The organism is Rhizorhabdus sp., from assembly GCF_018006725.1.
In the GTDB taxonomy this organism is placed as follows: domain Bacteria; phylum Pseudomonadota; class Alphaproteobacteria; order Sphingomonadales; family Sphingomonadaceae; genus Rhizorhabdus.
Map to the genome: position 1 here is coordinate 1 of NZ_JAGMXV010000255.1, position 5,984 is coordinate 5,984.

The 5,984-nt window shown below is 63.8% G+C and carries 5 protein-coding genes; 4 read left to right on the forward strand and 1 reads right to left on the reverse strand.

The genetic code is table 11. From position 1 onward, the window contains the following. A partial coding sequence (locus KAY22_RS23005; RefSeq protein ID WP_296625504.1) for an alpha-glucosidase occupies positions 1-1,530 on the forward strand: 1,530 nt, incomplete at its 5' end. Between the two features lie 26 nt (positions 1,531-1,556). Here the strand turns inward: KAY22_RS23005 and KAY22_RS23010 are convergent. Continuing rightward, a complete protein-coding gene (locus KAY22_RS23010) occupies positions 1,557-2,024 on the reverse strand; it encodes a VOC family protein (RefSeq protein ID WP_296625505.1) in 468 nt (155 codons plus the stop codon). A gap of 392 nt (positions 2,025-2,416) precedes the next feature. Here KAY22_RS23010 and KAY22_RS23015 point away from each other — a divergent pair, with 392 nt between their 5' ends. From KAY22_RS23015 to KAY22_RS23025, 3 genes are all read left to right on the forward strand, one after another. Next, entirely contained in the window at positions 2,417-2,947 is a 531-nt protein-coding gene (locus KAY22_RS23015; RefSeq protein ID WP_296625506.1) for a hypothetical protein, read from the forward strand. A 165-nt stretch (positions 2,948-3,112) separates the two neighbouring features. Further along, positions 3,113-5,221: a TonB-dependent receptor gene (locus KAY22_RS23020; protein WP_296625507.1), complete on the forward strand. Its 2,109-nt coding sequence runs from the start codon at positions 3,113-3,115 to the stop codon at positions 5,219-5,221. Between the two features lie 138 nt (positions 5,222-5,359). Continuing rightward, a partial coding sequence (locus KAY22_RS23025; RefSeq protein WP_296625508.1) for a PhoD-like phosphatase N-terminal domain-containing protein occupies positions 5,360-5,984 on the forward strand: 625 nt, incomplete at its 3' end.

Genomic DNA, 5,984 nt, shown 5'->3' on the forward strand with positions numbered 1-5,984 from the left:
CTCAGGGGCGTGACCGCGCGGCTCGACCATATCGCCTCGCTCGGCGTCGACGCGATCTGGGTGTCGCCCTTCTTCAAGTCGCCCATGGCCGACATGGGATACGACGTGTCCGACTATCGCGACGTCGATCCGATGTTCGGCACGATCGCCGATTTCGACGCGCTGCTGGCCGGTGCCCATGCGCGCGGCATGAAGGTCATCATCGACCAGGTGCTCAGCCACAGTTCGGACCAGCATGCCTGGTTCCGCGAAAGCCGCCGCGACCGCACCAATCCCAAGGCCGACTGGTATGTCTGGGCCGATCCCAAGCCCGACGGCACCGCGCCCAATAACTGGCTGTCGATCTTCGGCGGCCCCGCCTGGGAATGGGACGGGACGCGGATGCAATACTATATGCACAGCTTCCTCGCCTCGCAGCCCGACTTCAACTTCCACAATCCGGAGGTCTGTGACGCGCTGCTCGACATCATGCGCTTCTGGCTCGACCGGGGCGTCGACGGCTTCCGGCTCGATGCCTGCAACCATTATTTCCACGACGCGGCGCTGCGCGATAACCCGCCGGCGCCGCGCGCGGCCGGCCATGATGTGCCCGACACCAACCCTTATGGGTTCCAGGAGCATCTCTACGACAAGACCCAGCCCGAAAACCTGCCCTTCCTGCAGCGGATCCGGGCCTTGCTCGACGAATATCCGGGCAGCGTGGCGGTCGGCGAAGTCGGCGATGGAGACCGTTCCCCGGCCACGGTTGGCCTCTACACCGGCGGCGGCGACAAGCTCCACTTCTGCTACACCTTCGACCTGTTCGGCAGCGACTTCGCGCCCGCCATGTTCCGGAGGACGGTCGAGAAGTTCGACGAGGCCACCCGCGATGGATGGGTGTGCTGGGCGCTGTCGAACCATGACGTGCCGCGCCACGCGACCCGCTTCGCCCGCAAGGGTGACGATCCCGCGCGCATCGCCCGCATGGCGCTCGCCATATTGATCGCGCTGCGTGGCGCCATCTGCCTGTATCAGGGCGAGGAACTGGCACTTCCCGAGGCCGAGATCGCCTTCGAGGATCTGCGCGATCCTTATGGCATCCGCTTCTGGCCTGCCTTCAAGGGTCGCGACGGATGCCGGACGCCGATGCCTTGGACCGATGGCGAGCATGGCGGCTTTTCCACCGCGACACCCTGGCTGCCCGTCCCCCCCGAGCATCGCGCAAGGGCGGTCGAAGTGCAGGAGGCCGATTGCCGCTCGGTCCTGCATTTCTATCGAGAGGCCCTGGCCTTTCGCCGGAACAGCCGCGCGCTGCAAAGCGGCGATCTCGCCTTCATCGAGACCGACGAAGATTTTCTCGCCTTCACCCGCCGACATGGCCGGGAACAGCTGCTCTGCCTCTACAATTTCAGCCGGGAACCGCGTGACTGGCCGCTGCCGGCGGATTTCGTCACCGCGTTCGTCGAGCGCTGCTCGGCGCCCGGCATCACGACCAACCGCAAGACGATCCGCATGCCCGCGCTGGGCTGGGCCTTTCTGCGGCGGCTATAGGAGAAAGCCTGCGCAGGCAAAGGGCTTCAGCCGTCGTGCCAGCCTTCGATTGTCCACCCGGTGGCGGCTGCGACCTCCGCCTGCGACACCGAGCGAACGGGTTGCACGAACGTCCAGAGGTGCCCTTCCGGGTCCAACGCGCGATAAGTCCGATCACCATGGATCTGGTCTTCGGGCAGCTGAACGATCCGCGCACCCGCCTCCCGCGCCCGTTCGCAATGCGTGTCCAGGCCATGGGCAAGCCTGACATAGATCGACTGCGTATTACGGCCGCCGGTGGACAGCGGGCTTGCAACCTCGTCGCACCACTCGCCGTCGACGACGATGAGGCAATCGCCAAACCGCATCTCGGCATGCACGAGCGCGCCGTCCGGATCGGTGAGGACCATCGACCGCCGAAACCCGAACGCCTGCTCCAGCCAGTCGAGAGCCGCGACGGGGTTGCGGTAGAAGACGCCGGCAAAAGATGCAGGGCGGTCGAACGGGTCCTTCATCTGCAGCGGTTTCTCTATGTACGCATGACGAGAGTTTTCAAAGGCGGATACATCTCCGGGCTCCGGTTGCCTTGAACTGGAAATCGAAAACTGCAAGGCTCTGTATCCGAGGGGATTTCACTATGCGTTCAGTCGGTCTGATACTAGCGGCGTTGGCCCTGGCTGGGTGCAACAAGGCTACGCCTGAGGATGTCGGAGAGACGGTGTCGAATGCCGCCGGTGTCGCATTCTCCTACAACTATCAGTTTCGGCTTCCATCCGCAGATATAGCTGACGTGCAGGAAGCGCATGCGCAGGCGTGCGAGAAGCTATCCGCAGGCCGTTGCCGCATCACTGATATGTCGTACAGGGTCGATCGCGCCGGGAACGTATAGGCCAGCCTCAATGTCTCCTTGGAAGCCGCGATTGCTAGACCGTTCGGCCGCAACGCAGTGAAGAATGTCGTAATGGCCGGTGGAGCGCTGCAAACTGCAGAAATCGACGGGACCGACGCACAGCGTGAAATCTCCGCGGCAGACGCTAAAAAGACAGACATCGGCCGCGCACAAGCCGATGTCGAAAGGGAGCTTCTGCGGCGTGACCTAACACCAGCGGTGCGCGCCAAATTGCTGGAGCGACGTGCAGAACTGGCAGGCGCCCAGCGCGAGAGCAGCGAAGCTGCAAACGCGGCGCGAGATTCTGTTCAGTCGACCTCTATGAGCTTCACCTACGAGGCAGGCGCTGGCGTCGGGCTGATCGCCGGTGTGGCTGAAGCGGGTCATCAAGCCTATGGCTCGTTGACGTGGACGGTCGTGACCTTACTCACGATCCTGGCCTATGCTAGTCCGCCCTTCCTCGTCCTGCTACTACTGCTTCTGCTGTGGCACTGGTACGGACGTAGGCTGTTTAGGCGGCTCTTTCCCGCGGACCAGATCGATGGCTAACCCGTATGTCCGCGACATTGTGGACAGCAAAATTAGCGCGACGCAACCGCTTAACGCCGGATAAATGGTTGCAGATAAAAGTTTTTCGCACCGCCGCATAATGGCTTGATATAATATCACATCCACGCTACCTCCGCGCCATACAGGGTAAAGGGATAGTATATCATGACGCTCAAAGCGCGGCTCGTTCTCTCGATTTCGCCAATCGCCCTCGCCATCATGCCCTCCGCCGCCCATGCCGATGAGGATAGCGACAGCTTTCATCGCCAGCCTGCCTCGGACATCATCGTTACGGCACCGCTGCAAAGCCGACGGATGGACGTGCTGTCCGGCACGTCGGTGCTCACCGGAACCAACCTGACCGTTTCCATCCGGCCGACCATCGGCGAGACGATCGAGCATACGCCGGGCGCGTCGGCGACATCCTTCGGTCCGAACGCCTCCCGCCCGGTGCTGCGCGGCCTTCAGGGTGAACGCGTGCGCGTGATGACCGACGGCATCGGCTCGATCGACGTGTCGAACACCAGCGTCGACCACGCCGTCGCGATCAACCCGCTCTTGGCAGAGCGCGTCGAGGTTCTGCGAGGCCCGGAAGCCCTGCTCTACGGTTCGTCCGCAATCGGCGGCGTCGTCAACGTCCTCGACAAGCGTATTCCGCGCTCGATGCCCGAGGCGATCCATGTGGATGCTCTGCTGACCTATGGCAGCGCTTCGAACGAGCGTTCGGCTGCGGCTGCGGTCGATGCGCCGATCGGCGGTGGTTTCGTCGCCCATGTCGACGGCAGCTATCTCAAGACCGGAAACATGCGCATCGGCGGCTATGCCCTGAGCCCCGAAGCCCGCGCGGAGGCGCTAGCTTCCGCCCAGCTTCCCGCCGACCCGGACGCCGGGGAGCCCATCGATTTCGCCGCCAATGCCGCGATCCGGGGCAAGCTGCCCAACAGCGCCGCCAAAACCTGGACTACGGGCGTAGGCCTGTCGTACATCGATGGAGACAGCCATTACGGCATTTCCTACAGCCATTATGACAGCCTTTACGGCGTCCCGGTCCGCTATGCGACCCTGCCAGGCGAAAGCCAGGAAGGCCCGCGGCTCAGCCTGGTCCAGAATCGCATCGACGCGCGCGCGGAGATCGATACCGGCGGGTCGCTGATCCAGACGGTCCGCGCCCGCTTCGGCTATGCCCGCTATCGCCATTTCGAGCTCGAGGAAGATGGCTCGGTCGGCACGGCCTTCTACAATAATGGCATGGAGGGCCGCGTCGAGCTGGTCCAGACCGATCGCGGCATCTGGCATGGTGCAACCGGTGGCCAGTTCTTCGTCCGCGACTTCAACGTCGTTGGTGAAGAAGCCTTCCTGCCCCGCAATCAGACCCAGCAGATCGGCTTGTTCACCCTGCAGCAGCTCGACTTCGGCCAGTTCAAGATCGAAGGCGGCTTGCGCTACGAGAAGAGCTGGCTGTCGGCGAGCCCGTTCGAGGATCAGCCGCAATTCTTCTCCGGCAGCCGCAATTTCGACACGCTGTCGGGATCGCTCGGCGCGTCCTACAAGCTGTCGGAAAATTGGCGGATCGGCGCGAACCTTTCGCGCACCGAGCGTGCGCCGGCGGCCGAGGAGCTGTTCGCCAACGGCCCGCACGCCGGTACCGAGGCGTTCGAGATCGGCAACCCCGATTTCAAGACCGAGCGCAGCGTGGGCCTCGAAGGCGTGCTGCACGGCCAGGGCCAGGGCTACACCTTCCATGCCTCGGTCTATTATAACTGGTTCGACAATTTCATCTTCGACAACCTCAACGGCCAGATCGAGGACGGGCTTCCCGTCTTCGTCTACCAGCAGGCGAAGGCACGCTTCTACGGCGCCGAGATAGAGGCAACCGCCGATCTCGCGACGCTCGGCGACTATGTGATCAAGGCCGATGCGCTGGGCGATGTCGTGCGTGCACGGATCACCAATGTCGGTCCCGCGCCGCGCATCCCGCCGCTGCGCCTGCTCGGCGGCCTGAGCGCCGTCAGTGACCGGATCGAGGGCCGGGTCGAGGTCGAATGGGCCGACAAGGCACGCCGCCTCGCCGCGTTCGAGACGCCTACGGACAGCTATACGATGGTTAACGCCTCGCTGACGCTGCATCCCTTCGTCGATCGCCCGGACACGACCCTGTCGCTGACGGCCCACAACATCTTCGACGTCGATGCCCGCCGCCATGCGAGCTACCTCAAGGACTTCGCGCCGCTCGCCGGGCGCGACATTCGCGTCACCGCCCGGATCGGGATCTGACCCCTACCCCCACCTGTCACGCCGGTCGTCCGAGGACGATCGGCGTGACGTTTTTCCCCGGCGAATCTCTTGCTCAATTTCTTGTCGCTCGCCGGGTGCCGTCATAAGGGTGCAACCGGTTCTCGGCAGGGAAAAGCCATGATATCGCGTCGTCAGCTCATCCTCGGCTCCGCCGCCGGACTCCTCGCCGCTCCCGCAATATTGCGCGCGCAGCAGCTCTTCCTCGCCTTCCCCTTTCGCCTTGGCATCGCCTCGGGCGACCCGTCGCATGACGGCTTCGTGATCTGGACGCGGCTCTGCCCCGACCCCTTCGACGAGCATGGCGGCATGCCGACCGGTCCGGTCGAGGTCGACTGGTATGTCTACGAAGATGAGGCAATGAAGCGCGTTGCCGCGAAGGGGCGCGAGACCGCCTGGCCCGAAACCGGCCATTCGATCCATGTCGAACTGAGCGGCCTCCAGCCCGACCGGCTCTATTGGTATCGTTTCGTCGCCGGGCGCGACAAGACCCAGCTGGGCCGCGCGCGCACTCTGCCGCTGCCCGGCGCAAAGCTGGACGCCATCCGCTTTGGCGTTGCCGGATGTCAGAATTACGAGGACGGGCTTTTCACTGCCTATGACCATCTGTCGCGCGAGGATGTCGCGTTCGTCTGGCATTATGGCGACTATATCTACGAGGACCGCCCGCGGCAGGTGAACTACGAGCGCGACGGCAGCCCGCGCGACCATGTCCGCGACCATGTCGGCACCGACTGCTATACGA

Excerpts from the sequence above, each read along its gene's own strand:
- KAY22_RS23010 (WP_296625505.1), bottom strand. The coding sequence starts at position 2,024 with ATGAAGGACCCGTTCGACCGCCCTGCATCTTTTGCCGGCGTCTTCTAC.
- KAY22_RS23020 (WP_296625507.1), top strand. The coding sequence starts at position 3,113 with ATGACGCTCAAAGCGCGGCTCGTTCTCTCGATTTCGCCAATCGCCCTC.